This window comes from Actibacterium pelagium, assembly GCF_002285415.1.
Taxonomy (GTDB): domain Bacteria; phylum Pseudomonadota; class Alphaproteobacteria; order Rhodobacterales; family Rhodobacteraceae; genus Actibacterium_B; species Actibacterium_B pelagium.
Window position 1 is genome coordinate 258,859 of the sequence record NZ_NSBU01000005.1, and the last position, 23,376, is coordinate 282,234.

Genomic DNA, 23,376 nt, shown 5'->3' on the forward strand with positions numbered 1-23,376 from the left:
GATGACGATGGTGGAACACGCGCGTCCTGCGGCTTGTCCTGCGTGCTCGGTCTCTGGGCTGGCCGAAGATGTGGCGCAGGCGGATCTGGACAAGGGGCAAATTCTGCTGTCCTTGCCGACGATCCACTGCGCGGCCTGTATCTCGGCGGTCGAGCGTGGGTTGTCCGGCGTTCCCGGTGTCAAATCGGCGCGTGTGAACCTGACGTTGAAACGCGCCAGTATTGAAGCTGCAGCCAATGTCACCACCGAACAATTGATCGATGTGCTGGATGGGCTTGGCTACGAGGCGCACGAACTGGACGCCGGCCTTCTGTCGACCACCGCATCTGAAAAAGCGGGCAGGGACCTTTTGCTGCGTCTGGCGGTCTCTGGTTTCGCCATGATGAACGTGATGCTTCTGTCGGTATCGGTGTGGTCTGGAGCGGTCGATGCGACCCGCGACCTGTTCCACTGGATTTCGGCTGCGATTACCCTGCCGACAATTGCCTTTTCGGCGCAGCCATTTTTCAAGAACGCGTGGACGGCCCTGTCCAAGGGGCGTCTGAATATGGATGTGCCGATCTCCTTGGCGATTGGCTTGGCGGTTGTCACCTCGCTTTGGGAGACGATGCTGTCTGGCGAACATGCCTATTTTGATGCGGCCCTAGCGTTGACCTTCTTCCTGCTGACAGGTCGCTATCTTGATTATCGCACCCGGTCGATTGCGCGCTCTGCAGCAGAGGAACTGGCGGCACTTGAAGTGCCGCGCGCGTTTAAACTGGTGGATGGCGAACCGATCGAGACACCGATTGCCGAATTGACCGTGGGCGATCATATCCTTGTTAAACCCGGCGGGCGGATGCCTGTGGATGGTGAGATCATCGAGGGTCAGTCCGAAATTGACCGCTCGCTTCTAACCGGGGAAACCCTGCCGGTTTTCGCTGAGCAGGGTTTGCAGGTAAGCACGGGTGAGATCAACCTGACCGGTCCCCTGATCATCCGCGCCACCGCGGTCGGCAAGGAAAGCAGTCTTTACCGGATGGCAGAGCTTGTCGCGGTCGCGGAAAGCGGTCGCAACCGGTACACCTCGCTGGCGGATGGGGCAGCCAAACTATACGCGCCGGGGGTTCATATCCTTTCTGCGCTTAGTTTTGTGGGCTGGTACCTTTATTCCGGCGACATGCGCACCGCGTTGAATATTGCTGCGGCGGTTCTGATCATTACCTGCCCCTGTGCCCTTGGTTTGGCCGTTCCGGCGGTGACGACTGCGGCCTCTGGCCGTTTGTTCAAGAAAGGGATGCTGATCAAGGACTCCACCGCACTGGAACGTATGGCCGAAGTGGATACGGTTGTCTTCGATAAGACCGGGACCCTGACCTCGGGCTTCCCCGTTTTGCAGGACATTGGCACCTATGGTGATCAGGACTTGTCCGTGGCCATGGCGCTTGCTTCCGGGTCCAGTCACCCTCTGGCCAAATCGCTGGTCGAAGCATCAAAGCAGTCCGGTCTGACGCCTGCATCGGTTGAGGATCTGCGCGAAGTTCCGGGCTACGGGACCGAGGGTCTGCTGAACGGCCAGCGTGTGCGACTGGGGCGTGCTGTTTGGGTTGGTGCCAAGGCACTGCCGACCACGGCGACCTACTTGCAGATCGGGGATGCTGCACCTGTGGCCTTCCGTTTTGTGGATGCTTTGCGTCCCGGAGCGGCCGAGACCGTTGCTTCGTTGAAAGCTGCGGGCAAGGAAGTGATCTTGCTCTCGGGCGACACTGCGCCCGCAGTCGAAGCGCTTGCCACCCAATTGGGTATCGACCAATGGGCGGCCGAAGCGCTGCCGGAAGACAAGGTGAACCGCGTTCAGAACCTGTCGTCCAACGGCAAACATGTTTTGATGGTTGGGGATGGCTTGAACGATACTGCCGCCTTGGCGGCCGCGCATGTTTCGATCTCGCCGGCAACCGCGCTGGATGCCGCGCGGGTGGCTGCAGATATCGTCCTTCTTGGCAATGATCTGGAGCCGATCGCCGAGGCCGTTGAAACTGCGAAATCAGCGACCCGACGTATCCGAGAGAACTTCCAGATCGCGACGGTCTACAATGTCATCGCGGTGCCGATCGCGATCATTGGTCTGGCGACACCGCTTGTTGCTGCATTGGCGATGTCGGCCAGTTCGATTACAGTTTCGCTGAATGCGCTGCGGCTGAGGTAACCCTATGGAAATGCTTGTCTACCTGATCCCGATTTCGCTCTTTCTGGGCGGGCTTGGTCTGTTGGCATTCTTGTGGACGCTGAAGAACCGGCAATACGAAGACCCCGAGGGCGACAGCCAGCGGTTCCTCAGCGGTGATTGGGACGATAAGCCGAAACCTTAAGAGGGCGGGCCAACCTGCTTGCACAGGTTGCCGCGCGATTCCAGGCGGCGACAGGCCAAGGCGGCCTCTTCTTGGGTCATTCCAACAAAGTTCGCAGACCAGCCACGGCTGTTCTTGGTGACCTTGCGCAGCGCGCTGTCGAGCGTTCCCAACTCGCGCAAGGCGGTTTGCAACAGGACACGTTCGGCTTCGTACTGCGTGGTGAAGTGGCCGATGTTTACACCCCAGTGACGCCCACCGGACGAGGACATGCGGGTCACGACCTCTTGGACGGGATCGCCGTTCAAATCGGTATCAAGCGTGGCGTAACGCGCCGGGCGTGGCGTTGGGCGGATGTCAGCGTAGATCGACGCATTCACAGGTGCCAATCGAGCGACCACCGGTTCCTCTGCCGGGGCTTCGGTTTCGGGTGCCGTTTCAAGCTCTGCCAATTCGGTTTCGGCTTGGGGCACCTGCGCTTCCTGCAATGCTTCCTCAACCCCTTCTTTCAGGGCCAGAAGCAACTCTGTCGATGGGGTCGCCAGGTTGGCGGGGCGCGCTGTGGGGCGGATGGAAACGGTTACGATGTTCCCACCGCCAGTGCGATAGTTCGGCTTAGAGGGTTTGCGGACCGCGACCCGCGACGGCGCGCGGTTGAACCCCATGTTAAGCAACTCGGCCACGCGGGCGTTGCGGGTGGCCGAAGACCGCCCGCCAAAGACGGTGGCAATGATCCGTTCCTGACCACGCTGAGCCGAGGCAACAAGGTTGAACCCCGCCGCCCGGGTATAACCGGTCTTGATGCCATCCGCGCCGCGATAGCTGTTCAGCAGGCGGCGGTTCGTGTTCGGAACGTTCTTGATCCCCGCATGTGTCGAAAGCCGAGAGAACAGGTTGTAGTACTCGGGGTAGTCATAGAATAGGTGCCGCCCCAATGTGGTCATGTCGCGGGCCGTGGACATATGGCCGCTTTCCGTCAGACCGTGCGCGTTCTTGAAGGTCGTGCGGCTCATCCCCAAGGCCTTGGCTGTGCGGTTCATACGGCGGGCAAAGGCGGCTTCGCTGCCCTCCAGCGCTTCGCCGATCGCGGTGGCGGCGTCGTTCGCAGATTTCACAGCGGCGGCGCGGATCAGGTACCGGAAGGCAATCCGCTGCCCAGAGCGCAGGCCGAGCTTTGACGGCGGTTCAGCGGCGGCTTTCTTGGAAATCCGGACCTTCGTATCCAGCGAAATTTCACCATTCTCCACCGCTTCAAAAGCGATGTAGAGGGTCATCATTTTGGTCAAAGAGGCGGGGTGAAGCCGCGTATCTGCGTTTCGAGAATGCAAAACCTCGCCCGAACGGGCGTCTATCACCATCGCCGCATAGGGAGCCGCCTGCGCTGTTGTCGCGATGGACGCCAGCATCAAAGCCACTACAAATACCCCATGTCGGACGTACTGCCCCAAGATGTGCACGTCGCTAACCTTTACTCTGCCTCATGCCCCCGGATTTTTCCGGTGAGCTTTTTAATTATTGGGCAAGGGTAACATAGCGCACCCATTCCGAGAACGCCTAATTTCAACAAGATAGCGATTTTTCTTAATGTGTGCTGGGTCTAGCTTTCGATCTGTTGCAAAAGATCGGGCAGCGCAGACAAAGTTTCGAGATCCCGAAAACGCGGATGTTTGTCCGGTTTGGGGGCGTGTTCCAATTCCCATGTCAGGTCGTGGGGCACGTAAACACCCCAAGCGCCAGCCTCTAGCGCGGGGACGACATCCGACTTCATAGAGTTGCCGACCATCATCGCCGACGTCGCCCCGTCACCGTGATAGTCGAAGATTCGAATATATTGGTCCGAGGTCTTGTGAGAGACGATTTCGACCCCGTCGAAATGGTCGCCCAACCCCGACTGCGCCAGCTTTCGTTCCTGATCCAGCAGGTCCCCTTTGGTGATCAGCAGAATACGGTGGCTTTCGGCCAGTTGGCGCACGGTGTCCTCGGCGCCGGGCAGCAGGTGGATGGGATGGGCCAGCATCTCTTTGCCGGCTTCCATCAATTCGTGGATGACGCGGGCAGGGACCTTTTCATCGGTCACTTCGATGGCCGTCTCGATCATCGACAGGACGAAGCCTTTGATGCCAAAGCCATAGTGCCCCACATTGCGACGCTCTGCTTCCAGCAACCGTTCGTGCAGGTGGTCGGGGTCGGTGAAATCGGACAAAAGCTCTGCGAATCGCTCTTGGGTTAGGCGGAAGAACTGTTCGTTCTGCCACAGCGTGTCATCCGCATCGAAGCCAATTGCCGTTAGCTTGTGGGTCAAAACCTGCCTCCTTAACCTTTGAGGGTCTTTTCAGATGCCCCAGCTCGCTTATATATAGCGGCTCAGGCCAACCAAAAGCCATTTCAACGGAGCACCCATTTGACCGATTGGCAGATGCATAAGTTGTCGGATGACGATCAGGGGAACGAGGGGGATACCTCTGTCGTTACCAAGACCAAGCCGAAGACAGCCCGCCCGCCGATGTACAAGGTGATGCTGTTGAACGATGACTACACCCCGATGGAGTTTGTCGTTCATGTGTTAGAGCGTTTCTTTGGCTTGAACCACGCTCAGTCGTTCGAGTTGATGCTGACAGTTCACAAGAAGGGGCTGGCTGTGGTCGGTGTCTTCTCGCATGAGGTGGCCGAGACCAAGGTAGCGCAGGTCATGGATTTTGCGCGCCGCCATCAGCACCCATTGCAATGCACCATGGAAAAGGAATAGGCGTACGCGATGAAAGCGTCCCGCCTAACACTTGCAATCGAGGCCGGTTACGACCTGCCCGAAGATGGCCGCATTGCCGTAATCGGCGCGCGGGCCAGCGATGATCTGTCGGCTTTGCCCAAAGACCGTGTCCAAGTCATTCAGGGTTTCAAACCAGATTACGACTATTGGCGCGGGCTGGGCTATGACTGCGTGGCCGAGCCCGACGGGACCTATGCCGCTGCGATCCTGTTCCTGCCGCGCTCTAAGGCGCAGGCGCAGGAACAGATTGCCGATCTGGCAACGCGGGTAGAGGGGCCGATCTGGGTGGATGGGCAAAAGACCGACGGCGTGGATTCCCTTTTGAAACACTGCCGCCAGCGGGCCGACGTGGACGCGCCGCTTGCAAAGGCGCACGGCAAGCTGTTCGCCATGCGCGCCGAGGCCAAGGATTTCTCTGATTGGCAAGCGACCGCGACAGAAATCGGAACCTTCACGACGTTGCCGGGCGTGTTCTCGGCGGATGGCGTGGATCGCGGATCCGAACTGCTGGTCGAAGCGCTGCCCGAAATGATGAAAGGTCGGATCGCCGACTTGGGCGCTGGCTGGGGGTTCCTGTCGTTCCATGCGTTGCGCAAAGGCGGCGTGACAGAGGTGCATTTGGTCGAAGCGGACCACCTTGCCTTGGAATGTGCTCGTCAAAACGTCCATGATGCCCGCGCGCAATTTCATTGGGCGGATGCCACCAGCTTCAATGACGGCGCGCCTTTTGACCATGTCATCTGCAACCCGCCGTTCCACACGGGGCGTGCGGCAGAGCCGGAACTTGGACAGGCTTTCCTGAAGAATGCCGCGCGTATCCTGACCCCAAGCGGGCAGCTCTGGGTCGTGGCCAACCGCCAGCTGCCCTATGAACAAACACTCGCCCAGCTTTTCCGCAATGTGGAAGAGATCGGTGGGGATCGCGGGTTCAAACTCTTGCATGCGACCCGGCCCTTGGCGCAGGGTCGTCGCAAACGCTGACGAACCGCCGTAGTTAACGGAGAGACGAACATGAGCTTTTCCATCGAAGGTAAGACCGCCATCATCACCGGCGCGGCCAATGGTGTCGGCCTGTCCGTGGCGCGTCATTTCGCGAAAGCAGGGGCAAATGTCATGTTTGCGGACCGGGATGAAAAGCGCCTGAAGGACGAAACTCACGGTCAAGACGGCGAAGACAGCAACATCCGCTATTTTGCCGGGGACCTGCGTCAGCGTCTGACCATCGCGAACCTTCTGTCGGCAACTATCGACGCGTTCGACCGCGTCGACATTCTGGTGAACTGCTCACGCCAGTTGGTGACTTCGGACCCGCTGGATTCAAAAAGCACCGCCATGTCGGAAATGATCGAGCAGAACTTGATGGTCAGCCTGCGCCTTAGCCAGCTGGTCGCTGAGCGGATGATCAAACAGGCTGCCGAAGATGGCCGGGAAGACAGCTGTGTCGGCTCGATCATCAATCTGTCTTCTATAGCGGCACGCCGCGCGAACCCGCAGTTGCTGGCCTATTCGGTGTCCACGGCGGCATTGGATCAGATGACGCGTTCGCTGGCAGTGGCGCTGGCAGAGCATCGTATTCGGGTGAACTCTTTGGCCTTTGGGTCGGTCCTAAGTGCCAGCCTGAAGGGCGCGCTGAAGGAAAACGAAGAGTTCCGCGACCAGATTTTGGACAACACGCCGATCGGCCGCATTGCTCATGCCCGCGAGCTTGCGGAAGCAGCGCAATTCCTTGCCTCAGATGCCTCGGGCTTCATGACGGGGCAGGTGTTAACGGTCGACGGCGGTCGGACCTTGCTGGATCCGGTCTGCGTGCCGGCGCATTAACCCTCGGGGTGTTGCTGGCGGCACATCGCCACCGCGCGCGCCGCTTCTTTTGCCGTAGACACACGTTTTGCCCGCAATGAGCGAAGCTTGGCTTCTTCGTCTGCCAGATCCAACGCTACCGGTCGCTCAATGGTTCGGAATTCGGGCTCGTTGCAGAAGATCATGCCGATGCTCGTATTGCCGCCGCTCCGACGCCCCAGGCAATAGCGGAAAGTGGTCGACCGCACGGTTTCCACTTCGATCCCATAGCCCCTTGCGATGTTTTGCTCTGTCTCTGCGATCAGCGCATCGATCGTTTGCAAATCCTTTAGCGCGGCAGTCTCGCAGTTTTGGCGCGGGGTCGCGCACGCGGCAAGGATCGGTAGAAGGGCAAGCAAAGCAAAACGGGACATTTGGGCACTTTAAGTTAAGAATATGCCCCCATTATAAGTGCGGCACCATGATGCGCCAATGGTAGTCTGCGGTGACTGGCAGAGCTTCGCCAAAACTGCTAGGTCGAGACAAAAGAGAAAGGCCCCAAATGACCGACCCGTTTGACGACCGCAAGTCCCGCGCCTCTGCCTGGTTCCGCGAACTTCGTGACCAGATCGTAGCCGCTTTTGAGGCCCTAGAAGATGGCCCCGCAGCAGGTCCGGCTGCCGATAATGCGCCGGGTCGCTTCGAGGTTACCCCGACCAAACGTCAGGGAAATGATGGCGAAGATGCAGGTGGCGGTCTGATGAGCGTCATGCGTGGCGGTCGCGTGTTCGAGAAAGTCGGTGTCAATGTTTCGACCGTCTACGGCACCTTGGGAGAACGCGCGCAAAAAGCGATGGCCGCTCGCGGTATTCCCGGTGTCGCTGAAAACCCGCAGTTCTGGGCCTCGGGCATCTCGCTGGTGGCGCATATGCAGAACCCGCATTGCCCTGCCGTCCACATGAACACCCGTATGTTCTGGACCCCGGCAGCTTGGTGGTTCGGGGGCGGGTCTGACCTGAACCCCTGTCTGGAATATGACGAGGACACAGCCCACTTCCATCAGGTGCAGAAAGACCACCTCGACCCCCATGGGGAAGACCTCTACCCGCGTCTTAAAGAATGGGCGGATGAGTACTTCTATATCCCGCACCGCCATCGTGCGCGGGGCGTCGGCGGCATATTTCTGGACGATCACAATACTGGCGACTGGGAAAAGGACTTTGCTCTGATCCAAGATATCGGACGCGCCTTCCTGCCGGCCTTCTTGCCAATCACCGAAAAACGTCGCGAGACCGAATGGTCCGACGCCGACAAAGAGGCGCAGTTGGTGCACCGCGGCCTCTATGCCGAATACAACCTTGTCTATGACCGCGGCACCAAGTTCGGGCTGGAAACCGGCCACGACGCCAACGCGGTACTGATGAGCCTACCGCCGCTGGCGAAGTGGGTCTGATCAGGTCGGGCGCTTAGCGGCGCCCACCACCACCTTTTCCCTCGCCGGAGCCTTGGCTACCACCGCCGCCGCTTCCGCCGTCTAGTTTGCCGTTCGCGTTCTGCTCCATCTCACCGCGCATTTCGTCTTCGCCGGGTGTGTCGATGCTCTGTTCTTGGTTTGCATCGTGATACTGCTCTTTCAGGATGCTCAGATCGTCGGTCCAAGGATTGTTGTGACCGGCGAGCGCCGGGCTGGCTAGGCCTGCACACAGAGCAAGAATTACTGCCTCTTTCATTCTTCAAAATCTCCTTATGGGTTCGGAGATTTAAACATATGCAGCTTTTCGAATATTTCATTCGGTGGGAGGTTCCGACAGCGAGAAACCGCTTAAAGGTGTGTTTGTCAGTGATTTATTGAAGGGTAACCTTTGCGGTGTTTTCGTTGGAGCGACGTTAGTGCCCTAATTTAACAACCACTAAAGGGGTTATCCCCCGGTCTCGACCCGCACCCAGTCCTCGTAGGCGGCATTGGCCGAACAGGGCTCGTGGATGATCGGCGGGACGTCATAAGGGTGCAAAGCGTTAACGACGGCCTCGACCTCTTTTCGCAGTGCCGGACGGGTTTTCACGATCAGGGGCACCTCTGTCGTTCGCTCAACCGCACCATTCCAGCGATAGCGGCTTTCAATGGTCGGACCGATGTTAGCGCAGGCGACAATACGCTGGCTTAGAAGCGCCTCGGCAAGATCAGAGGCGGTGTCGTGATCGGGGCAATTGATGGTGAAGCTTAGGATCGACATGCCCCATTGGGCCCGGGCTGAAGCACGCTGGCAAGAGGAATCTAGCGGAATGCCGGGGATTGTGTCGTGCTTCGCCGATTGCTAGTTGGGTTTATGGACCTGATTTTAGTCGGAATTTTGATGGGCATTGGCGGCACCTTCGCCATGGATGTGCTCGCCTGGACGCAGTCGAATCTGGGCGTCGCGCCCTTTCCCAATTGGGCAATGCCGGGGCGGTGGGCTGTGCATGTGACGCGTGGCACCCTCTTTCACGAAGCGATCGCAGAGGCCGAGGAAGTGCCGAATGAGCTGACCATCGGCTGGCTGTTTCACTATGCCGTCGGCATTGCCTATGGGCTTGTTTTCATAGCGATCGCGGGAGCAGGGTGGCTGGCCGCGCCGGGGTTCGTTCCGGTGTGGATCTTCAGTCTGATCACCATCGCGGCGGGGTGGTTCCTGTTGCAGCCGGGGATGGGGCTGGGCTGGGCGGCTTCAAAAACGCCTTCACCGTGGAAGGTGCGCGGGCTGGGTTTGCTGGCTCATACTGTGTTCGGTCTTGGTATGTGGGTCGTTGCTTTGCTGGCCTGATCCGGCGCGACGTTTCGCCCCTCTTTTACCGGTAAAACAAGCGCTTATGTCGGTGGAAACCATAAACAGGAGGCTGCGATGGCCGGGCTGAAAATGACCTGCTTTGATTGTGGGCAGGGGAACCGGGTTCCCAAAGAAAAACTGAGTGCAGGGCCGAAGTGCGGCAGCTGCGGGGCGGCGCTTTTTGCTAATAAACCCAAGGAGGTGACGCTGGACTGGCTGCGCAAGGCGCAGCGGGTGGATGACGTGCCTTTGGTGGTGGATTTCTGGGCCGCGTGGTGTGGGCCTTGTCGTCAGATGGCGCCGGAATTTTCCAAGGCTGCCAACGAGTTGCAGGGCCGCGCGCGGTTTGTGAAGCTGGATACAGAGGCCGACCCGAAGGCGGGACAGATCTATGGCATCCGGGGAATTCCGCTGCTGGTGAAATTCCAAGGCGGCAAGGAGCGCGCGCGTCAGGCGGGTGCCATGCCCGCCGCTGGGATCGTGAATTGGGTCGGGCGGGGATAAGCCCCGCTTTGCCATATAAGTAGGTTACGGGTAAATTCCCGTGCAATTATAGGAGTTTAGAACAATGTCTCTTGATCGTGCAGTTTTGGCTTTCGCTGGCGTGATGGTTCTGTTGAGCGTCCTGCTTACGGCGTTCGTACATCCCCTGTTTGTGTGGTTTACCGTCTTTATCGGGCTGAATTTGCTGCAATCGGCCTTCACGGGTTTCTGCCCGGCGGCGATGATCTTCAAGAAGCTGGGGATCAAGGAAGGCTGCGCGTTTCAGTAATCCTTAACGCCGTTTGGGTCGTATGACTGGCAGATGACCTGCATATGAGTTCCATATGACGCCGCGCGGACCGTCCGTGCGGCGTTAACTTTTGCGCCGCAGGGTCAGGGCAAAGGAGATTTGCCCATGCCCCTGATCGATCCGCAGCACCTGCTGGACCCGCAGCCGATGGAACACCCGCGCGGCCGCAAGATGACCCGCGCCGAAAAGCGCAAGCTGGAGCAGGCCAAAGAGTCGATCATGCGGATGCACATGCATGTCTATGGCCGCGAGATGCAAAGCCTGCACATCCCCGAAGAATGGCAGCGCCTGACCGAGGGCTATCGCCCCCAACCCAAGAAGGTGCGGATCACGCTGTTGTTGGATGAAGACGTGGCCAAGTTCTATCGCAGCTATGGCAAGGGCTATGGGGCCTTCGTGAATGACGTGCTGAAATCCTATGCCCAGCTTCGGGCAGCAAAGATGCTGGAAGCGTCCGAGGAACGCGGGCCAAGGGGCGAGGCGTTGTGAGGGAGGTGTAGGATGGGTGATTTCACCCATCGTTAACCAACTTCGACCAACCTGCACCCATGACCAACTATCGACGCGCAGGCGTACCGGGTGCGACCTATTTCTTTACCGTCGCTTTGGCTAATCGCGGGGCGACGACCTTGGTCGAAAGGGTCGACCTGCTGCGTGACGCTTTCTTTCGTACGTATTCAGAACGACCGTTTCATTGCGACGCTTTCGTGGTGTTGCCGGACCACCTGCACGCCGTGTGGACGCTTCCTGAGGGCGACGCGGATTTCTCGACGCGATGGAGATTGATCAAGGCGCGGTTTTCGCGGTCGCTGTTGGAAGAGATGGGTGCAGAGCACCCATCCTACGGACGATCGGCGTCGAAGGTGGAGAAAGGAGAGGTTGGAATTTGGCAACGCCGGTTTTGGGAACACATGATCCGGGACGAGGCCGACTATCGGGCGCATGTGGAATATTGTTGGGGCAACCCAGTGAAACATGGGTTGGTCGAGCGGCCCGCCGATTGGGTGTTTTCGTCGATCCACCGGGATGTGCGGTTGGGGTTGGTGCCGGACGATTGGTCCGGCGGGCAGAGCGACAGCAATTTCGGAGAGTAGGATGGGTGATTTTCACCCATCATGTTGATGTGTTTGGTGGGGTGATGGGTGCGGAGCACCCATCCTACGCCCCTCACATCAACAACGGCCGAACGTCGGTTTTAGGGTGAGCGAGCAATTCTTTGTCATGTAGGTAAATTTCGACTTTCTGACGCAACCGCTTCTTTTGTTCGAAACGTTCAATCTCCGTTACATTGCTAAACACCCGTTTTGAGACTTCTTCTTCTTCCGCGTTTGCTAGTTTGTCAGGATACATTGCATAGTACCAAACCTGAAAAACTTGAGCCCCGATTGGAAGGGGGTATCCAGCTTTTGCGTAGTCATACCAAGTAACAAATAGATAGTGATCATTCGTAGTGTCAGAGAATCCTTCCAATGCGCTTGGCAACTCAAAGGGCTGTCCCGACTTATCTTTCGAGTGCTTTAGAGCGACCCAATATTGGTTTCGAAGTTTGTGGATTTCTTTCAACTGGCGTTCTGGAAAAACTTGCAGAATGTGGTCATTAAAGGTGGGAACACTGTTACTTTGTGCAAGAAAGCTAGCGTGTTCGGCTGCAGAGCAGGCCAGACTATGAACAGAAACTGGATCGCAATCATCGATGAACAGCTGCGTAGCAGTTCCCAATTGTCGCCGGACCAACTCTTCTCGAGACAGATCTAGAAAAACCGAAATAACGACTACCTCGTAAACTTCTTATACTTCACCCGTTTCGGCTCTAGCGCATCCGGGCCCAGACGGCGTTTCTTGTCTTCCTCATAGGCCTCGAAGTTGCCTTCGAACCATTCCACGTGGGCCTCGCCCTCGAACGCCAGAATGTGGGTACACAGGCGGTCAAGGAAGAAGCGGTCGTGCGAGATGATGACGGCGCAGCCGGCGAAGTCTTCCAGCGCGGCCTCTAGCGCTTGCAGGGTTTCGACGTCCAGATCGTTGGTCGGTTCGTCGAGCAGAAGGACGTTGCCGCCCTCGCGCAGCAGTTTGGCCATGTGGACGCGGTTGCGTTCACCGCCCGACAGCATGCCCATCTTTTTCTGCTGGTCGCCGCCTTTGAAGTTGAAGGACGAGCAATAGGCGCGCGAGTTGACTTGGGCGTCGCCAAGTTCAATCAACTCGGCCCCGCCAGAGATTTCTTCCCACACGGTTTTGTTCGGGTCCAGGTCGTCGCGGGACTGGTCGACATAGGACAGCTGTACGGTGTCGCCATAGGACAGGGTGCCCTCATCCGGTTGTTCCTGACCGGTGAGCATTTTGAACAGGGTCGATTTACCGGCGCCGTTGGGGCCGATGACGCCGACGATGCCGCCGGGGGGCAGCGCGAAGGTCAGGTCTTCGATCAGCAGGCGGTCGCCGTAGCCTTTTTTCAGGTTCTCGACTTCGATCACCTTGCCGCCAAGGCGCGGGCCGTTGGGGATGACGATCTGGGCGCGGGTGAGTTTCTCGCGCTCGGACTGGCCGGCCATTTCTTCATAGGCGTTGATACGGGCCTTGGATTTGGCTTGGCGGGCTTTGGCGCCGGCGCGGATCCATTCCAGTTCGCGTTCAAGGACTTTCTGCTTGGATTTGTCCTCGCGCTGTTCCTGCTCAAGGCGTTTGGCTTTCTGTTCCAGCCAGGCCGAGTAGTTGCCCTCGTAGGGGATGCCGCGGCCGCGGTCGAGTTCAAGGATCCAGCCGGTGATGTCATCCAGGAAGTAACGGTCGTGGGTGACGCAGAGGATGGTGCCTTTGTAGTCGATCAGGTGCTGTTGCAGCCACGCGATGGTTTCGGCGTCCAGGTGGTTGGTCGGTTCGTCGAGCAGCAGCATGTCGGGCGCTTCGAGCAGCAGTTTGCACAGGGCAACGCGGCGTTTCTCACCACCGGACAGGGTTTCGACGGGGGCTTCATCCGGCGGGCAGCGCAGGGCCTCCATCGCGACGTCGATCTGGCTGTCGAGGTCCCACAGGTTGTTGCTGTCGATCTCGTCCTGAAGCTCTGCCATTTCCTCGGCGGTTTCGTCCGAGTAGTTCATGGCCAGTTCGTTGAAACGGTCCAGCTTGGCCTTCTTCTCGGCCACGCCCAGCATGACGTTTTCGCGGACGGAGAGGTTTGCGTCCAGCTCGGGTTCCTGCGGGAGATAGCCGACTTTGGCGCCCTTGGCGGCCCATGCCTCGCCGGTGAAGTCCTTGTCGATGCCGGCCATGATGCGGAGCAGGGTCGATTTACCCGCGCCGTTGACGCCGACAACACCGATTTTCACGCCGGGCAGGAACGACAGGCGGATGTTCTCGAAACATTTCTTGCCACCGGGATAGGTCTTGGAAACACCATCCATGTGATAGACATATTGATACGAAGCCATCGCGCGGGTCCTTGAGCTGATTGCATGTTTGCGGGACTGAATAGCGGAGCAGGGAACAAGGGGCAATCGGGGATGAGTGCTTTGCAGGGGTTAACTAAAGGTTATGCCAAGCCCGGGCGGGTGACTTGGATCGGGTTGCGGCCAGAGCGGCGGGCAGATGTTGCGCCGGTGTCAGAGGTGTTCGTGGGCGAGGATGGGTTGCAGGGCGACCACGGGCGGCCGGGCAAACGGGCCGTGACGCTGGTGCAGGCAGAGCATCTGGGCGCGATCGGCAGTTATCTGGGGCAGGGCGCTGTGGACCCCAAAATTTTGCGCCGGAATATCGTGGTCGAGGGGATCAACCTTGTTGGGCTGAAACGCAGGGTGTTCCGGGTCGGTGAGGCCGAGCTGGAGCTTGCGGTGATCTGCGCCCCTTGTTCACGGATGGAAGAGGCGTTTGGCAAGGGCGGCTATTCCGCCGTTCGTGGTCATGGGGGTTGGTGCGCCAGCGTCGTAACGCCGGGGCGGGTCGCAGTTGGCGAAGAGGTGGTGCCGATTGGCTAACCTGTGACGTGCGGCCTGCTGCGATCAGGTGTAAAACCCGGATGGCGAGGCTGCGAAAGGTCTAGAAGCCCGTGAAATAGAACATCGCGCCAACCGTGATAACGAGGCCCGCGTAGGCGCGTAGGGTCCAGTTTGCGCGAGACGCCGCGGCCGGGGTCGGGACCGCGTCAAAGGTCGGGTCTTCCGGGTTCTGAGGCTGGTGAAGGCTTTCTTCGATGTTTTGCTCGCGCCCCAGCAGTTCTCTTTCCCGTTTTTCCTGCGCGCGCTCAATCCAGTTCACTTCCTGGTTGGCTGGGCCGATTCCCATCCCGATGTCTGCGCCGCCTGCTTGCGGTGTTGCGGCCTCTTCCTGTGGTTGGGGTGCAGACCGGCGCTTTTTCTGCTCGGCGCGACGGGCGTAGGTTTCCTGATTGAATTCCTCGACCCATTCGGGCTGTTTGCGCGGCTCGGGTGCCTTGTCGACAGGTTTCTTCTGCTTGCGAAGTTTCTTGCTTTTGCGAACTTCTTCGTTGGTGCGTTCGACAATGCGCGTAAGCTCTCTTTCGAAATCTGCACCCAGTTCGGGAAGGGGTTTGCGTGGCGCCGAGGTAGGGCGCTGAAGCTCGGTCACGCTGCCTGCGATCATGTCACGCCATTGGCTTGCGGATTGCATGCGGTCTTTGGGGTGGACCTGCATCGCCTTGTCGATGGCTTCAAGGAAGGCTTGGTCATAGCCCGAGATACGGCCCGCAAGCGGCGGCGAGGGGTCCGGCTGGTCCCCGGCCAGTTCAAGCAGGCGCAGCTGGCTGTTGGCCGGCGCTTTGCCTGTCAGAAGGTGGTAGAACGTGGCGCCAAGGGCATAGAGGTCACTGCTTTGGTTTTGATCGCGGCCGGCTTCGTAGAATTCGTAAGGCGAGTAGCCGTCCTTGACCACCATGACAGAGGTGGCCTTGCGCGTGTGATGGTTGGCGTCCCCTTTGGCGGCACCAAAGTCGATCAGCACCGGCGCACCTTTGGAATCAAGTAAGATGTTGTCCGGCGCGATGTCGCGATGAAGCAGCCCGTGCTTGTGCACCTGATCAATGGCGTCCAGCAGCTGAAGCAGGATTCGCTTGATCTCATTCGTCGGTGGGGGATTTTCCGTCAGCTCGTAGAAATCGCTGCCTTCGATCAGGTCCAGAACCATGTAGGCGGTTCCGTTTTCTTCAAAGACGCGGTGCACGCCGACGATGTTCGGGTGGCGCAGCTTGGCGAGGCTTTGGGCCTCTCGCATGAACATTTTGACGATTGCGCGGATCGACTTTTCAAACGTCGCGCGCAGGGGGAGCACCTGATTGTCTTCGCGATAGCAGTAATCTTCGAAGAAGCATTCCTTGATGACGATATCGCGGCCCAGCGCATTGTCCGTGGCGCGATATGTTATCCCGAAGCCGCCGGCACCAAGGTGCTCGGTGATCGTAAACTGGCCTTCCAGCATCTCTGTGCCAATTGGTAGGGCCTGTTCAAAGTTCTCAGGCCACTCCTCGGCTTCGGTTTTTGCTCTTAACTCCAAACTTGAACCTCAAGTTCCATCATCCCACGTTAATTTCACCTAGAAATTGTGTCGAATTTGAGTTGGAGGTAGGGAAAACCTTAGTCCTTCAGTAATTTAGCAGGATTTGGGGGCGCTCTATCTTTAAGGGGGGCGAGCTGAATTCAGGCGGTTTTGAGGCGCCGGAGCAGCTAGTTTAACTGCTTTTCAAAGAAGTGATCGGGGTTTGGATCGTCGTTGTAGCGGTCGATCTCGGTCCAGCCGGTTTTGCGGTAAAGCGCGATGGCCTCGGGCAGGACAGAGTTCGTGTCGAGGCGCAGCAGGGTGTAGCCAAGAGCGCGGGCTTCATCCTCGGCGGCGTCCATAAGGCGGCGGGCAAGGCCCAGACCGCGAGCGGATGGAGACACCCAGAGGCGTTTGATTTCGCCGAAGCCGTCATTGCTGCGGACAGAGACGCACCCGATGGGCAGCCCATCGAAACTGGCGACAAGGAAGGCGCCATGCGGGGGCGAGACGCGATCCGCGTCGGCGGCCGGGCCTGCGCCGATTTCAAAGGCTTTGGTGAAGCGGGATTTCAGTTCGGCGAAATACTGGTCATGGCAATAGGCGGCCGTGTCGCTGAGGGGATCACCGGGGGCGATTTCGATCCGGTCGCGACCAAGGGCGCAGGCGACAAGGTCCATCGCGTCCAAAAGCGCGGTTGGGTTGGCGTGGCGCGACAGGGTTTTGGCGGCGTGATCGTTGGACAGGCTGTCATAGGCGGCGCGTTCGGCCTCGCCCGCCTCGGTCAGGTGGACCAGCCGTTTGCGGCCATCGTTGGGATCGGGGGCGAGGGTCAGCAGGCCTTCTTCCTCGAGCTGTTTGAGGATGCGGGACATGACCGCCTTATCAAGGTTCAGCGCCTCACGGATGGTCGAGACATCCTGACCAAAGTGGCCCACACCATGCAGGACGCGGGCGACGCCCAAGGGGCGGCCCCGGCCAAGAAAGGACAGGTCCAGCGCGCCAGCCTCGGATGTGACAGCGCGGTTGAAGCGGCGAATGCGGGCAATTGGGTCTAAGCTCATATGGTTGACGTAAGTCAACTATTTGACCGGGTCAAGACGATTGACACTGGCTGCCGGGCGTAAGATGCATTGGCGGATGCGCTATGAGCTTCCATTTGCCACCCCCGGCCAGACCGTTGGCCTGTTGGGCGGGTCGTTTGACCCGGCTCATCATGGGCATGTGCACATCAGTCTTGAGGCGATGAAACGCTTTGGGTTGGATCAGCTGTGGTGGCTGGTAAGCCCCGGTAACCCGTTGAAAACGCATGGCCCCGCCCCGCTAGAGCAGCGGATGGCCCATGCGCGTGAGGTGATGCAGCACCCACGGATAAAAGTGACCGATATCGAGGCGAAGATCGGCACGCGTTACACCGCGGCGACCTTGCAGCGGTTGCAGGAGCTGTATCCGCAAGTCAATTTCATCTGGTTGATGGGGGCCGACAATCTGGCGCAGCTGGACCAATGGGATAACTGGCGCTGGATCATGGAGAACGTCGCGGTGGGTGTGATCGCCCGGCCCGGACAGCGGTTGACGGCGCGGATGTCGAAACCTGCGGATGTCTATGCGCGTTATCGGATCAAGGGACGCGTGTCGCACCGGTTGTCGCGCGCCAAAGCACCGGCTTGGTGCTTCGTGAATGTGCCGATGAATGATGCGTCATCCACTGCGATCCGGGCGCAGGGCGGCTGGAGCCGTTCACAATAGGGCGTGCAAGGCTTTTGACGCTTGCCCCGGCTTGGCCGATTTGTTTCACTCCGCCCCATGACGCGAGATAGCTTCATCTGGACACGACGGTCCGTTCTGGCGGGCCTTGGCGCAGGGGCCGCAGGCAGCGCCTTTGCAGCAGCGCCAGAGGTGTCTGTGCGCCCAACCGCGCGTCCCGCGGGTTTGGTTCGCCGGCAGGCCCCTGGCGCGGAGTCCCTGATCGCCAAGGCGAAACTGGGGGGAGAGGTCGCCTATGTCGTGGCCGACGCCCGCAGCGGGACGATCCTTGAGGCGCGCAATGGCGACATGGCGCTGCCACCGGCCAGCGTGACCAAGGCGATCACCGCGCTTTATGCGCTGGATCGGATGGGGATGGGTTATCGCTTTCGGACTCGGCTGTTGGCCACGGGGCCGATTGCGGGCGGAAAGCTGGAGGGCGACCTGATCCTTGCTGGCGGCGGCGACCCCACGCTGGATACCGACCATCTGATGGGGTTGGCAGCACAGCTGAAGGCTGCGGGCGTGCATGAGGTTACGGGCAAGCTTCGGGTGTATGACGGCGCCTTGCCGACGCTTGAGGCGATCGAGCCCGACCAGCCTGAACATGTGGGCTATAACCCTGCGGTGTCGGGGCTGAACCTGAATTTCAACCGTGTTCATTTCGAATGGAAGCGGGCCGCGCAGGGCTATGCGATCACGATGCAGGCGCGGGCGTTGAAACACCGCCCGGATGTGAACCTGACCCGAATGCGGATCGCGGATCGTGGCGCGCCGGTTTACACCTATGACCGGAACGGCAAGACAGAGGACTGGTCGGTTGCCCGCGGAGCGCTGGGCAAGGAAGGCGGCCGATGGCTGCCCGTGCGCCAACCCGGTCTCTACGCCGCAGAGGTGTTCGAGACCCTTGCCCGTTCGCATGGGATCGTGTTGCGGCGGGGGCCGAAGGCGACCCATGTACATGGTCAGGTGATTGCCGAGCACCTTAGCCCGCCGATGCCCGAGATGTTGCGTGCGATGCTGAAGTATTCGACCAACCTGACCGCCGAGGTGATGGGGTTGATGGCCACCCGTCAGGCCGGGAGCAACCCGGGGTCGCTTGAGGCCTCGGCGCGGACGATGAACAGCTGGTTGCATAGGTTCTGCGGTGCCGAGACGTCGAAATTCGTGGATCACTCGGGGCTTGGATCGGGGGCAAAGGTTGCCCCGACAGAGCTGGTAAAGGCGCTGGTACGCGCGGGGCCGGATGGGCAGCTGCGCGGGTTGATGAAACCTGCCTACCTTCAGAACGAGCGCGGTGCGCCCATCAAGGATGGCCCCGTGGATATCCGTGCCAAGACCGGCACGCTGAACTTTGTCTCGGCCTTGTCTGGTTATCTGCGCAATGGGCAGGGGCGGCACATGGCCTTTGCGATCCTGACCGCGGACGAGCCGCGCCGGGCCGCGCTGAGCGTGGAAGAGCGCGAGCGCCCCTCGGGCGGGAAGTCGTGGTCCAAACGGTCGCGTCGCTTGCAGGCACAGCTGTTGGATCGGTGGAGCACGCTCTACGGGGCCTGATCGCTGGTTTTTCCCCTAAAACTTTTGCGAGTGATCCCTCATATTCAAACGCATAGGAAGACCAACTTCTTTTTAGCACTACCGCGCCCAATTAGGCGCAATAAAACTTCCTTTCTTTGGAAGACCCCAAACTCTCTCAGTCTATCGTTATGGATGCCACGGGCAGCACGCTGGTTGGTGTCGTTGTGTTTTAGGAAGCCCAAGATCCGGCTTGCGTTTGGCGAAAGCTCACAAAGCTTTGAGCGGATTTCCGACGGTCCGGTGCTGCTGTTCCTCGGAATTTCGGGATTTGGTGCTAAATTGCTGGGTAACCGCCTTTGTCAGACCGGAGATCACCAAATGTCCAAGCTTTTGATGACACGCCGAGGGCTGATCGCCTCGGGAAGCGCCGCATTGGCGACCAGTTGGACTGTGCCTGCCCGCGCTGCCGGGGTTGCGCCGACGCGGTCGATGCGCGGGGGATCGAACAACTACCGCCCCGGAGCACCGATCGTAGACCGTATCGGTGGCGGCGGTTTCTGGATGAGCGGGACCGTGCGCCGGGCTGGCGACGGGGCGCCCCTGGAAGGGCAGCGCATCCAGATTTGGGCGCACACGACCGAAGGGCACGAGCGGGACGCGCGCAGTCATGGCGCGACCCTGACCAATGCCAAGGGAGAGTTCCGGCTGGAAATGCCCCAGATCGTGCCGGCCTTCGGGCAGGCGCACGGACATCTGGCCTATGACAGTGGCTATTTCAAAACCGTGTTCCTGCGCCCGCTGATGGATAGTTCTCGTGACACCAGCCTAAGCGCGCATTTCGTGCTTGAGCCCGCGTAATTTTCGAAGATGAACCGCCTGCACCACGCCTTGATCTGGGCCGGGTTTCTGGCCGTCATTGGTGTGCCACTGGTCCTTGCCGCGACCAGCCCGCTGTTGGCATGGCGACAGCCGATCTATGTCGCGGCTGGGTTTGCAGGCGTGTTGGGTATGGCAGTCCTGTTGGCGCAACCCCTGTTGGTGACGGGCGTCTTGCCGGGTCTGTCGGGCTTAAAGGGGCGCCGGGCCCACCGTTGGGTTGGTGGGCTATTGGTCGGGTTGATTGTGGTGCATGTCGTCGGGCTGTGGATCACCAGCCCGCCCGATATGATCGATGCCCTGACCTTTACCTCGCCCACGCCGTTTTCGCCTTGGGGTGTCATTGCCATGTGGGCGATATTTGGTGCTGCGGGTCTTGCGATCTACCGCGCGCGGATGCGGCTGCCGATCTGGCGGATCGCGCATTCCGCCTTGGTCGTGATCGTCGTTATCGGCAGCGTCGTGCACGCCATGCTGATCGAAGGAACGATGGAGATCGTCTCGAAAGCCGCTGTCAGCGCCATCGTGTTGATTGTGACCGGTCTGACCATCGCCAAGCGGCGGGCATGGGCACCGTTTATGCCCAAGAGGACGCGCCGCTAAGTGCCTTTGGTTACAGCGTCATGTGCCGGGCGCGTGCGCCTCGTTCGATGGCAGCGCCATGCAGGCGGTCGATGTTGAGCTGATAGCGGATCTCGGCCAGCATCTCTAGCTCTTCCTCACCCAGCTTGCCGTCGGCCGCGGCCACGTCGCAGGCCATTGCATAGGCGGTCTCGTACAGTTTTTCGGGCAGCGGGTCTTTGACCAGACCGAATAGCGCGTCCAGCCCGTCTTCCTCTTCCATCAGGTCGAACACGGTCTGTGACACGGTGCTAAGGCGGTCTGCGTCGTAATCTGCAAAGACCGGCAGGTGATTCACGATGCGCTGAATCGTCACCAGTTCCGAGGTGCGGATGTTCAGGTCCGAGACCGAAACCGCCATCATGATGGCCACAAGGGCGTCCTGCGGGGTCAAAGACAGGGGAGTATCGGGCATTCTTGGTCCTTTGCGGGCTGATCGTTGTGGTCAGATTATTGACGTGGGCGCGGGGGAGCAATAGGAACCGAGCCTTGTCGGGGTATAGGACCCCAATCGTTATGAAAGCCGAAAAAATGTCTGATCTGCGCGAAGTTGCACTGTCGTCGAAAGCCTGGCCCTTTGAAGAGGCGCGCCGGGTTCTCAAACGCTATGCTAAGGGTGCGCCCGAGAAGGGCTATGTGCTGTTCCAGACCGGCTATGGTCCGTCGGGTTTGCCGCATATCGGAACCTTTGGCGAGGTTGCGCGGACCACGATGGTGCGTCGCGCGTTCGAAATGATCTCGGATATCCCGACCAAGCTGATCTGTTTCTCGGATGATATGGACGGGTTGCGCAAGGTGCCGTCCAACCTGCCGAACCAGGAACTGCTGGCCGAAGACCTGAACCTGCCGCTGACCAAGGTGCGTGACCCGTTTGGTACGCATGAGGGATTTGCCCAGCACAATAACGCGCGCCTATGTGCTTTTCTGGACAGTTTCGGGTTCGAGTACGAGTTCGCCTCGGCCACCGATTATTACACCTCGGGCAAGTTCGACGAGACGCTGCTGATTGCGCTGGAACGCTTTGACAAGATCCAAGAGATCATGCTGCCGACGCTGGGCGAAGAGCGCCGCGCGACCTATTCCTGCTTCCTGCCGATCAGCCCGAAGACAGGCCACGTGCTGCAGGTGCCGACGCTAGAGCGGAACGTGGCAAAGGGCACGATCGTGTATCAAGAGCCCGATGGAGAGAAGATCGAAATTCCCGTCACCGGCGGCCATGTGAAGATGCAGTGGAAGCCTGACTGGGCGATGCGCTGGGCCGCGCTGGGCGTGGACTATGAGATGTCGGGCAAGGACCTGATCGACTCGGTCACGCAATCGACGAAAATCTGTCGTGCGCTGGGGCAGCGCCCGCCGGAATCGCTGTCGTACGAGCTGTTCAATGACGAGCAGGGCCAGAAGATTTCGAAATCCAAAGGCAACGGCCTGTCGATGGAAGAGTGGCTGACCTATGCCGCGCCTGAAAGCCTGCAGTACTTCATGTACCAGAAGCCGAAGACTGCGAAGCGTCTGTATTTCGACGTGATCCCGAAGGCGGTGGACGAATACCATCAACAGCTGCGCGCTTATCCGGGACAGGATGAGAAGGGCCAGTTGAACAACCCGGTTTTCCACATCCATGGCGGTGACGTGCCGGAATCCGATATGGTCGTTCCGTTCGCGATGCTGCTGAACCTTGCGTCGGTCGCTTCGGCCGAGGACAAGGACGGGCTGTGGGGCTTCATCAAGCGCTACGCGCCCGAGGCCTCGCCCGAGACGCACCCGACGCTGGATGCCGCCGCGGGCTTTGCCGTGCGCTACTTCAAGGATTTCGTTGCGCCGACGCGTCAGTTCCGTCTGCCGACCGATCAGGAGCGCGCCGCGCTGGAGGATCTGGTCGCTGCGTTCAAAAGTGCAGATCGGGCCTTGGAAGAAATTGCCAAGAAAAACAAGATGATGGGCAACGACGATCCGCTGCCCGAGGCTGATTTCTCGAGCGACGATTTCCTGCAGTCGGTGGTCTTTGCGATCGGCAAGAACCACGGGTTCGAGAACCTGCGCGACTGGTTCAAAGCCCTGTACGAGGTTCTTTTGGGCGCAAGCCAAGGACCGCGGTTCGGTGGCTTTGCCGCGCTTTATGGCGTCGAGGAAACCGTCGCACTGATCGAAAAAGGTCTGGCGGGCGAACTGGCTGCCTGATCCCCTGATTTTGACGAACCCTTCTGGCGGGCTACCTCTTTTGAAGGTCAGCCGGGAGGGTTCATCATGCGGTCTATTCTGTTCACGTTTGTTTTGCTGTTTGCGGCGCCCTTTGCCGTGGCACAATCGACGGAACCGCAAAAGGTCATCGCCGCGCAGATCGACGCCTTTCAGGACGACGATTTCGACCTTGCCTTTACCTTTGCGTCCCCGACCATCCAATCTATTTTCCTGAGCTCCGAACAGTTCGGGAACATGGTCGTCAACGGATACCCGATGGTCTGGCGACCCAAAGCGGTACGTTATCTGGATACGCCGCTTACCAATCGACCCCGGCTGCTGATCACGGACCAGCAAGGGCGGTTGCATCTGCTGGAATATGACATGGTTCAGGGCGCCGACGGGTGGCGGATCAACGGCGTTCAGATCGTGCCTGCGTCCGGTGCGTAAAGGCGCGGGTAACGCTTTGGCGTAACCTTTTCC

The 23,376-nt window shown here is 59.4% G+C and carries 28 protein-coding genes; 18 read left to right on the top strand and 10 right to left on the bottom strand.

Annotated features, from left to right (window positions below):
* The first annotated feature begins 1 nt into the window (after window position 1).
* Complete coding sequence (locus tag CLM58_RS06185; RefSeq protein ID WP_095595057.1) at window positions 2-2,185, top strand: heavy metal translocating P-type ATPase; 2,184 nt, start codon at window positions 2-4, stop codon at window positions 2,183-2,185.
* A 4-nt stretch (window positions 2,186-2,189) separates the two neighbouring features.
* Window positions 2,190-2,348, top strand: coding sequence for a cbb3-type cytochrome oxidase assembly protein CcoS (gene ccoS, locus CLM58_RS06190; RefSeq protein ID WP_095595058.1), 159 nt, complete (start codon window positions 2,190-2,192; stop codon window positions 2,346-2,348).
* Here ccoS and CLM58_RS06195 read toward each other — a convergent pair.
* Window positions 2,345-3,733, bottom strand: coding sequence for a D-alanyl-D-alanine carboxypeptidase family protein (locus CLM58_RS06195; RefSeq protein WP_095595059.1), 1,389 nt, complete (start codon window positions 3,731-3,733; stop codon window positions 2,345-2,347). The two genes, ccoS and CLM58_RS06195, sit on opposite strands and share 4 nt — an antisense overlap.
* A 191-nt stretch (window positions 3,734-3,924) precedes the next feature.
* Window positions 3,925-4,629 carry an HAD family hydrolase gene (locus CLM58_RS06200; protein ID WP_095595060.1) on the bottom strand — a complete coding sequence of 235 codons (705 nt, stop codon included), beginning with the start codon at window positions 4,627-4,629 and terminating at the stop codon, window positions 3,925-3,927.
* Window positions 4,630-4,743: 114 nt separating this feature from the next.
* Here CLM58_RS06200 and clpS point away from each other — a divergent pair, with 114 nt between their 5' ends.
* From clpS to CLM58_RS06215, 3 genes are read left to right on the top strand one after another with little or no spacing between them, the layout of a single operon-like run.
* Entirely contained in the window at window positions 4,744-5,073 is a 330-nt protein-coding gene (gene clpS, locus CLM58_RS06205; protein ID WP_095595061.1) for an ATP-dependent Clp protease adapter ClpS, read from the top strand.
* Between the two features lie 9 nt (window positions 5,074-5,082).
* Window positions 5,083-6,075, top strand: a complete 993-nt coding sequence (locus CLM58_RS06210; protein ID WP_095595062.1) for a class I SAM-dependent methyltransferase — start codon at window positions 5,083-5,085, stop codon at window positions 6,073-6,075.
* Window positions 6,076-6,105: 30 nt separating this feature from the next.
* Window positions 6,106-6,915 (top strand): SDR family NAD(P)-dependent oxidoreductase, encoded by an 810-nt coding sequence (locus tag CLM58_RS06215; RefSeq protein WP_095595063.1) that lies wholly within the window; start codon window positions 6,106-6,108, stop codon window positions 6,913-6,915.
* Here CLM58_RS06215 and CLM58_RS06220 read toward each other — a convergent pair.
* Entirely contained in the window at window positions 6,912-7,307 is a 396-nt protein-coding gene (locus tag CLM58_RS06220; RefSeq protein WP_095595064.1) for a hypothetical protein, read from the bottom strand. The two genes, CLM58_RS06215 and CLM58_RS06220, sit on opposite strands and share 4 nt — an antisense overlap.
* A 128-nt stretch (window positions 7,308-7,435) precedes the next feature.
* On the opposite strand from CLM58_RS06220, the gene hemF reads away from it, so the two are divergent.
* Entirely contained in the window at window positions 7,436-8,326 is an 891-nt protein-coding gene (gene hemF, locus CLM58_RS06225) for an oxygen-dependent coproporphyrinogen oxidase (protein ID WP_095595065.1), read from the top strand.
* Window positions 8,327-8,339: 13 nt separating this feature from the next.
* Here the strand turns inward: hemF and CLM58_RS06230 are convergent, their stop codons facing one another.
* Both CLM58_RS06230 and cutA read right to left on the bottom strand, forming a co-directional pair.
* Complete coding sequence (locus CLM58_RS06230; protein ID WP_095595066.1) at window positions 8,340-8,603, bottom strand: hypothetical protein; 264 nt, start codon at window positions 8,601-8,603, stop codon at window positions 8,340-8,342.
* A gap of 189 nt (window positions 8,604-8,792) precedes the next feature.
* Window positions 8,793-9,107 (bottom strand): divalent-cation tolerance protein CutA, encoded by a 315-nt coding sequence (gene cutA, locus CLM58_RS06235; protein ID WP_095595067.1) that lies wholly within the window; start codon window positions 9,105-9,107, stop codon window positions 8,793-8,795.
* 93 nt (window positions 9,108-9,200) lie between these two features.
* Between cutA and CLM58_RS06240 the strand changes: the two genes are divergently transcribed.
* The 5 genes from CLM58_RS06240 to CLM58_RS06260 all read left to right on the top strand — a co-directional run bounded on the left by CLM58_RS06240 (window position 9,201) and on the right by CLM58_RS06260 (window position 11,564).
* On the top strand, window positions 9,201-9,674 hold the full coding sequence (locus CLM58_RS06240) for a DUF2938 domain-containing protein (protein ID WP_095595068.1): 474 nt from the start codon (window positions 9,201-9,203) through the stop codon (window positions 9,672-9,674).
* A 78-nt stretch (window positions 9,675-9,752) separates the two neighbouring features.
* The gene (locus CLM58_RS06245) at window positions 9,753-10,181 is read left to right on the top strand and encodes a thioredoxin domain-containing protein (protein WP_095595069.1); all 429 of its coding nucleotides are present in this window, start codon (window positions 9,753-9,755) and stop codon (window positions 10,179-10,181) included.
* Between the two features lie 64 nt (window positions 10,182-10,245).
* Entirely contained in the window at window positions 10,246-10,449 is a 204-nt protein-coding gene (locus CLM58_RS06250; RefSeq protein ID WP_095595070.1) for a YgaP family membrane protein, read from the top strand.
* A 126-nt stretch (window positions 10,450-10,575) separates the two neighbouring features.
* Window positions 10,576-10,959: a BrnA antitoxin family protein gene (locus CLM58_RS06255; protein ID WP_095595071.1), complete on the top strand. Its 384-nt coding sequence runs from the start codon at window positions 10,576-10,578 to the stop codon at window positions 10,957-10,959.
* A 59-nt stretch (window positions 10,960-11,018) separates the two neighbouring features.
* Window positions 11,019-11,564, top strand: coding sequence for an REP-associated tyrosine transposase (locus CLM58_RS06260; RefSeq protein WP_095595072.1), 546 nt, complete (start codon window positions 11,019-11,021; stop codon window positions 11,562-11,564).
* A gap of 73 nt (window positions 11,565-11,637) precedes the next feature.
* On the opposite strand, the gene CLM58_RS16990 is transcribed toward CLM58_RS06260, so the two are convergent.
* A complete protein-coding gene (locus CLM58_RS16990; protein WP_143226531.1) occupies window positions 11,638-12,189 on the bottom strand; it encodes a hypothetical protein in 552 nt (183 codons plus the stop codon).
* A gap of 53 nt (window positions 12,190-12,242) precedes the next feature.
* Complete coding sequence (gene ettA, locus CLM58_RS06275; RefSeq protein ID WP_095595075.1) at window positions 12,243-13,898, bottom strand: energy-dependent translational throttle protein EttA; 1,656 nt, start codon at window positions 13,896-13,898, stop codon at window positions 12,243-12,245.
* Between the two features lie 72 nt (window positions 13,899-13,970).
* Between ettA and CLM58_RS06280 the strand changes: the two genes are divergently transcribed.
* A complete protein-coding gene (locus CLM58_RS06280) occupies window positions 13,971-14,441 on the top strand; it encodes an MOSC domain-containing protein (RefSeq protein ID WP_095595076.1) in 471 nt (156 codons plus the stop codon).
* A gap of 61 nt (window positions 14,442-14,502) precedes the next feature.
* On the opposite strand, the gene CLM58_RS06285 is transcribed toward CLM58_RS06280, so the two are convergent.
* Both CLM58_RS06285 and CLM58_RS06290 read right to left on the bottom strand, forming a co-directional pair.
* Window positions 14,503-15,972 (bottom strand): serine/threonine protein kinase, encoded by a 1,470-nt coding sequence (locus tag CLM58_RS06285; protein WP_143226532.1) that lies wholly within the window; start codon window positions 15,970-15,972, stop codon window positions 14,503-14,505.
* Between the two features lie 170 nt (window positions 15,973-16,142).
* Window positions 16,143-17,018 carry a bifunctional helix-turn-helix transcriptional regulator/GNAT family N-acetyltransferase gene (locus CLM58_RS06290; RefSeq protein WP_095595078.1) on the bottom strand — a complete coding sequence of 292 codons (876 nt, stop codon included), beginning with the start codon at window positions 17,016-17,018 and terminating at the stop codon, window positions 16,143-16,145.
* A 76-nt stretch (window positions 17,019-17,094) separates the two neighbouring features.
* Here CLM58_RS06290 and CLM58_RS06295 point away from each other — a divergent pair, with 76 nt between their 5' ends.
* From CLM58_RS06295 to CLM58_RS06310, 4 genes are all read left to right on the top strand, one after another.
* Window positions 17,095-17,703, top strand: a complete 609-nt coding sequence (locus CLM58_RS06295; protein WP_095595079.1) for a nicotinate-nucleotide adenylyltransferase — start codon at window positions 17,095-17,097, stop codon at window positions 17,701-17,703.
* Between the two features lie 57 nt (window positions 17,704-17,760).
* Window positions 17,761-19,257 carry a D-alanyl-D-alanine carboxypeptidase/D-alanyl-D-alanine endopeptidase gene (gene dacB, locus CLM58_RS06300; protein WP_095595080.1) on the top strand — a complete coding sequence of 499 codons (1,497 nt, stop codon included), beginning with the start codon at window positions 17,761-17,763 and terminating at the stop codon, window positions 19,255-19,257.
* Window positions 19,258-19,596: 339 nt separating this feature from the next.
* The gene (locus CLM58_RS06305) at window positions 19,597-20,076 is read left to right on the top strand and encodes a peptidase associated/transthyretin-like domain-containing protein (RefSeq protein WP_095595222.1); all 480 of its coding nucleotides are present in this window, start codon (window positions 19,597-19,599) and stop codon (window positions 20,074-20,076) included.
* A gap of 9 nt (window positions 20,077-20,085) precedes the next feature.
* Entirely contained in the window at window positions 20,086-20,697 is a 612-nt protein-coding gene (locus CLM58_RS06310) for a ferric reductase-like transmembrane domain-containing protein (RefSeq protein ID WP_143226533.1), read from the top strand.
* Window positions 20,698-20,707: 10 nt separating this feature from the next.
* Here CLM58_RS06310 and CLM58_RS06315 read toward each other — a convergent pair whose 3' ends face one another.
* Complete coding sequence (locus CLM58_RS06315) at window positions 20,708-21,130, bottom strand: tellurite resistance TerB family protein (protein WP_095595081.1); 423 nt, start codon at window positions 21,128-21,130, stop codon at window positions 20,708-20,710.
* Between the two features lie 116 nt (window positions 21,131-21,246).
* Between CLM58_RS06315 and CLM58_RS06320 the strand changes: the two genes are divergently transcribed.
* Entirely contained in the window at window positions 21,247-22,893 is a 1,647-nt protein-coding gene (locus CLM58_RS06320; RefSeq protein WP_095595224.1) for a lysine--tRNA ligase, read from the top strand.
* Window positions 22,894-22,959: 66 nt separating this feature from the next.
* Window positions 22,960-23,343: a DUF4864 domain-containing protein gene (locus tag CLM58_RS06325; RefSeq protein ID WP_095595082.1), complete on the top strand. Its 384-nt coding sequence runs from the start codon at window positions 22,960-22,962 to the stop codon at window positions 23,341-23,343.
* The last annotated feature ends 33 nt before the right edge of the window (window positions 23,344-23,376 follow it).

Coding starts and splice junctions, on each gene's coding strand:
- CLM58_RS06185 (WP_095595057.1), top strand. CDS start 2: ATGACGATGGTGGAACACGCGCGTCCTGCGGCTTGTCCTGCGTGCTCG.
- ccoS (WP_095595058.1), top strand. CDS start 2,190: ATGGAAATGCTTGTCTACCTGATCCCGATTTCGCTCTTTCTGGGCGGG.
- CLM58_RS06195 (WP_095595059.1), bottom strand. CDS start 3,733: ATGCTGGCGTCCATCGCGACAACAGCGCAGGCGGCTCCCTATGCGGCG.
- clpS (WP_095595061.1), top strand. CDS start 4,744: ATGCATAAGTTGTCGGATGACGATCAGGGGAACGAGGGGGATACCTCT.
- CLM58_RS06210 (WP_095595062.1), top strand. CDS start 5,083: ATGAAAGCGTCCCGCCTAACACTTGCAATCGAGGCCGGTTACGACCTG.
- CLM58_RS06215 (WP_095595063.1), top strand. CDS start 6,106: ATGAGCTTTTCCATCGAAGGTAAGACCGCCATCATCACCGGCGCGGCC.
- CLM58_RS06220 (WP_095595064.1), bottom strand. CDS start 7,307: ATGTCCCGTTTTGCTTTGCTTGCCCTTCTACCGATCCTTGCCGCGTGC.
- hemF (WP_095595065.1), top strand. CDS start 7,436: ATGACCGACCCGTTTGACGACCGCAAGTCCCGCGCCTCTGCCTGGTTC.
- CLM58_RS06230 (WP_095595066.1), bottom strand. CDS start 8,603: ATGAAAGAGGCAGTAATTCTTGCTCTGTGTGCAGGCCTAGCCAGCCCG.
- cutA (WP_095595067.1), bottom strand. CDS start 9,107: ATGTCGATCCTAAGCTTCACCATCAATTGCCCCGATCACGACACCGCC.
- CLM58_RS06240 (WP_095595068.1), top strand. CDS start 9,201: ATGGACCTGATTTTAGTCGGAATTTTGATGGGCATTGGCGGCACCTTC.
- CLM58_RS06245 (WP_095595069.1), top strand. CDS start 9,753: ATGGCCGGGCTGAAAATGACCTGCTTTGATTGTGGGCAGGGGAACCGG.
- CLM58_RS06250 (WP_095595070.1), top strand. CDS start 10,246: ATGTCTCTTGATCGTGCAGTTTTGGCTTTCGCTGGCGTGATGGTTCTG.
- CLM58_RS06255 (WP_095595071.1), top strand. CDS start 10,576: ATGCCCCTGATCGATCCGCAGCACCTGCTGGACCCGCAGCCGATGGAA.
- CLM58_RS06260 (WP_095595072.1), top strand. CDS start 11,019: ATGACCAACTATCGACGCGCAGGCGTACCGGGTGCGACCTATTTCTTT.
- ettA (WP_095595075.1), bottom strand. CDS start 13,898: ATGGCTTCGTATCAATATGTCTATCACATGGATGGTGTTTCCAAGACC.
- CLM58_RS06280 (WP_095595076.1), top strand. CDS start 13,971: ATGAGTGCTTTGCAGGGGTTAACTAAAGGTTATGCCAAGCCCGGGCGG.
- CLM58_RS06290 (WP_095595078.1), bottom strand. CDS start 17,018: ATGAGCTTAGACCCAATTGCCCGCATTCGCCGCTTCAACCGCGCTGTC.
- CLM58_RS06295 (WP_095595079.1), top strand. CDS start 17,095: ATGCGCTATGAGCTTCCATTTGCCACCCCCGGCCAGACCGTTGGCCTG.
- dacB (WP_095595080.1), top strand. CDS start 17,761: ATGACGCGAGATAGCTTCATCTGGACACGACGGTCCGTTCTGGCGGGC.
- CLM58_RS06305 (WP_095595222.1), top strand. CDS start 19,597: ATGTCCAAGCTTTTGATGACACGCCGAGGGCTGATCGCCTCGGGAAGC.
- CLM58_RS06310 (WP_143226533.1), top strand. CDS start 20,086: ATGAACCGCCTGCACCACGCCTTGATCTGGGCCGGGTTTCTGGCCGTC.
- CLM58_RS06315 (WP_095595081.1), bottom strand. CDS start 21,130: ATGCCCGATACTCCCCTGTCTTTGACCCCGCAGGACGCCCTTGTGGCC.
- CLM58_RS06320 (WP_095595224.1), top strand. CDS start 21,247: ATGTCTGATCTGCGCGAAGTTGCACTGTCGTCGAAAGCCTGGCCCTTT.
- CLM58_RS06325 (WP_095595082.1), top strand. CDS start 22,960: ATGCGGTCTATTCTGTTCACGTTTGTTTTGCTGTTTGCGGCGCCCTTT.